The sequence below is a fragment of the Mannheimia sp. genome, assembly GCF_056854775.1.
The window spans coordinates 1-3,469 of the sequence record NZ_JBXGGI010000102.1 but is presented as its reverse complement, the minus strand read 5'-3'; the positions used below and the strand labels follow the sequence as shown (position 1 = coordinate 3,469).

Sequence of the window (3,469 nt, the reverse complement as noted above, 5' to 3'; positions counted from 1 at the left end):
GGTTTAGAAGTGGAATTAGTTCAATTTACTGAATATACACAGCCAAACGCAGCATTACACGCGAAAGATTTAGATGCAAACGCATTCCAAACAGTGCCTTATATGGAACAAGAGATGAAAGATCGTGGCTATAAATTAGCGATCATCGGTAACACTTTAGTATGGCCAATTGCAGCTTACTCGAAAAAAATCAAAAATATTTCTGAGTTAAAAGAGGGGGCTCAAGTTGCGATTCCAAATAACGCAAGTAATACCGCTCGTGCGTTATTATTACTTCAAGCACACGGCTTGTTGAAATTAAAAGATCCGAAAAATGTGTTTGCAACGGAAAATGATATTATTGAAAACCCAAAAAATATCAAGATCGTCCAAGCTGACACTGCATTATTAACTCGTATGTTAGACGATGTGGAATTGGCGATCATCAATAACACTTACGCAGGTCAAGCAGGTTTAAGTCCGGATAAAGACGGTGTTATTGTTGAATCAAAAGATTCTCCGTATGTGAATTTAGTGGTGAGCCGTGAAGACAACAAAGATGATCCACGTTTACAAACCTTTGTGAAATCATTCCAAACCGAAGAAGTATTCCAAGAAGCGTTAAAATTATTTAACGGCGGTGTGGTAAAAGGTTGGTAATTTACCCTTATTAAGATGAGTAGTAGTGCGAGCTACTGCTCATTTTTTTAGATAATAAATCTTAAAAAAGGAGACATTATGAAATTGAATAAAATTTTAGGTGTAGTTGCAATTTCTGCACTATTTTTGACCGCTTGTAATGATAAAGCGGAGAAGTTAAAAGTTGGCGTGATTTCAGGTCCTGAGCATAAAGTGATGGAAGTAGCGGCAAAAATTGCGAAAGAAAAATATAACCGTGATGTGGAGCTGGTAGTATTTACCGATTATGCAACACCAAACGAAGCTTTAAATAAAGGTGATTTAGATTTAAATGCGTTCCAGCACAAACCGTATTTAGATAACCAAATCCAAGAAAAAGGTTATAAATTAGTACCGGTTGGCAATACCTTTGTTTACCCGATTGCAGCATATTCTAAGAAAATTAAATCTTTAGCAGAATTAAAAGATGGCGACACAATCGCTGTGCCAAATGATCCGACTAATTTAGCTCGTGCATTAATTTTGCTAGAAAAACAAGGCTTAATTAAATTAAGAGCTGAAGCAGGTTTAAAAGCAACCAGTGTTGATATTATTGAAAATCCTCGTAAGTTAGTCATTCAGGAGATTGAAGCTCCGCTTTTACCTCGTACTTTAGATGATGTTGCATTTTCTGTTATCAATACTACTTATGCTGGACAAAGTGGTTTAACACCAACCAAAGATGGGTTATTTGTAGAAGATAAAGATTCTCCTTATGTGAACCTGATTGTAGCTCGTGAAAATAATCAAAATTCAGACGCTGTAAAAGATTTTGTGAAGGCTTATCAAACAGAGGAAGTCTATAATAAAGCAAATGAAGAGTTTAAAGGGGCGATGGTAAAAGGTTGGTAACTTGAATGAAGAATAAGACATAGCGAAAAGCTATGCCTTATTTTTTTACTTTGTTGCTGCTTCTGTAGGGGTTGTATTAACAGGAGCTGCTTCTTGAGGTTTTGTTTCTACTGGGGTTACTTCAGGTGAGGGGCTGGAGCGTATTTTGCCTTTAATTCATTTTCCAATTTCTGCCCTTCTTCTGCTAACTGATTAAGTTTAGTTTGCAATTCGCCAAAAGCTTTATGGGCTTCAGGGGTTGGATTTTTCTCCATATTCGCCCCTTCAATAATCATTTGAGTACCTAAAGTGAGTACTTCTAATGTTTTATCTTTCAGAGCTTTTACTTCACTATGTTGAATATTCAGTGCTTCAGCACTTGTTTTAATGCTGTCGAGTTGTGTGAGTAACGTTTTATTAACCGTTTCTTGCATAACCGCAGGGTCAGCTTTTTGTTTGTCTGTAAGACCATCTGTTGCAGTTTGAATAGCATCATTCAAAGCTTTTTCTTGAGCGTCTTGCCAATCACGGAAGGTTTTGTAATCTTCTGCTCCGGTATCTACCGGCTTAACTTCTTCTTTTTTTATTTCAGAGGCTTGTACTTGCTCTGGTTTTTGTTTGGTTGGCTGAGTCGGCTTTTCGCAAGCGGTCAAAAAAACTGCAAATAATGCAGATAAACTAATTTTAGAAAGAGTGTTCATAATCGTCCTTAAGTCCGTAAAAAAAGCTAGAGCAAAATCTCTAGCTTTCGATATTATACTAATTATTTAGCTGAAAATCTTTTTTCTACTTCAGCACTGATTCTTTGTAGCTCAGTATTAATTTCGATTAATGCTTCAGATTTTTTCTGTGCTGATTGTTTTAGTGCTTCATCAGCTGGATTAGACAGCACTTTTACTTGTTCGTTAAGTACTTCGCTTGAAAGTGTTAGAGCAGATTTGCTTTTTTCTTTTAACTCTTTAAGTTGAGCATCAGATAGATCAACAGCGTCTAAACTTTTTACAGTATCTTCAACTTTTTTATTAAATGCCACTAATCCTTCTTGCATTTGTTTAGGATCTTGTGTTGCTAATTTTTGTTGTAATTCAACTTGTGCTGCTTGCATTGATTTCTCTTGTTCTGCATTCCAAGCGGCTAATTTTTGATAGTCTGCTTTTGCTGCTTCGCTTGGAGCTTCAACTGTCATTTCAGCCTGTTTTGCAGTTTCTGTAGCCGGAGTAGCTGCCGGTGCTGCTTCAGTTGTTTTTGCCGGTTCTGTTGCAGGTGATTTTTGTGCCGGTTTATCACAAGCTGCTAAAAATAAAGCGACTAAAGCGGTTGCACTGATTTTAGTAAATTTGTTCATTAAAATAATTCCTTAAAAAGATGAAAATAAACCCCAAAGTGTAAAAGGGGCAGTTATGTACCAACTAATAGACAGGCAGTCTTAATATTAGTTCATAAAAGATGAAATCTTTACGCTATTTCAATCTAATTTACATTCTATAGGTAAATAGCTTGTTGAATTAATAACTTTTTGGCAAAAGGGAGTTGATTTGTCAGACTTAAGCCAACGCCTCTTACCAATTTTTTTAATGGGTGATTACCATTGAAAAGTTGTTTTAACCCTTCCATTGTTGCTAATAATTTTACGGCTTCGGCTTTACGTTCCCGCTCAAATTGGCGTAAATGACGATATTCACCAATATCTTCATCATTAGCGAGATGTTTTTGAATTTCTTGAGCAAGTGTTAGAGCATCCGCAAATCCTAAGTTTACACCTAAGCCAGCTAGGGGGTGGATAGTGTGAGCCGCATCGCCAATTAATGCAATGCGAGGCTGTGCAAAATCACGGGCAAAGCGTGCGGTAAGCGGGTAAATTTCGCGTAAACTTTGCAATTCGCATAAGCCAAGTTGATTATCAAAGGCAATGCTTAGAGCTTTATTAAAGTCGTGCTCGCTGCAATCGCTCAAGGTTTTGGCTTTTTCTGGTGGTAATGAC

General features: G+C 36.9%; 5 protein-coding genes. 2 read left to right on the top strand and 3 right to left on the bottom strand.

The genetic code is table 11. From position 1 onward, the window contains the following. Nucleotides 1-639, top strand: a 639-nt coding sequence (locus tag ACJHV0_RS07160; RefSeq protein ID WP_483133779.1) for a MetQ/NlpA family ABC transporter substrate-binding protein, incomplete at its 5' end; no start/stop codon positions are given. A gap of 78 nt (nucleotides 640-717) precedes the next feature. Then, nucleotides 718-1,509, top strand: a complete 792-nt coding sequence (gene metQ, locus ACJHV0_RS07155) for a methionine ABC transporter substrate-binding lipoprotein MetQ (protein ID WP_483133778.1) — start codon at nucleotides 718-720, stop codon at nucleotides 1,507-1,509. Nucleotides 1,510-1,625: 116 nt separating this feature from the next. Here the strand turns inward: metQ and ACJHV0_RS07150 are convergent, their stop codons facing one another. From ACJHV0_RS07150 to ACJHV0_RS07140, 3 genes are all read right to left on the bottom strand, one after another. After that, nucleotides 1,626-2,189, bottom strand: coding sequence for a lipoprotein Hlp (locus ACJHV0_RS07150; RefSeq protein ID WP_483133777.1), 564 nt, complete (start codon nucleotides 2,187-2,189; stop codon nucleotides 1,626-1,628). A 62-nt stretch (nucleotides 2,190-2,251) separates the two neighbouring features. Further along, nucleotides 2,252-2,833: a lipoprotein HlpB gene (locus ACJHV0_RS07145; RefSeq protein WP_283385563.1), complete on the bottom strand. Its 582-nt coding sequence runs from the start codon at nucleotides 2,831-2,833 to the stop codon at nucleotides 2,252-2,254. A gap of 137 nt (nucleotides 2,834-2,970) precedes the next feature. After that, nucleotides 2,971-3,469, bottom strand: a 499-nt coding sequence (locus ACJHV0_RS07140) for an FAD-dependent monooxygenase (RefSeq protein WP_483133776.1), incomplete at its 5' end; no start/stop codon positions are given.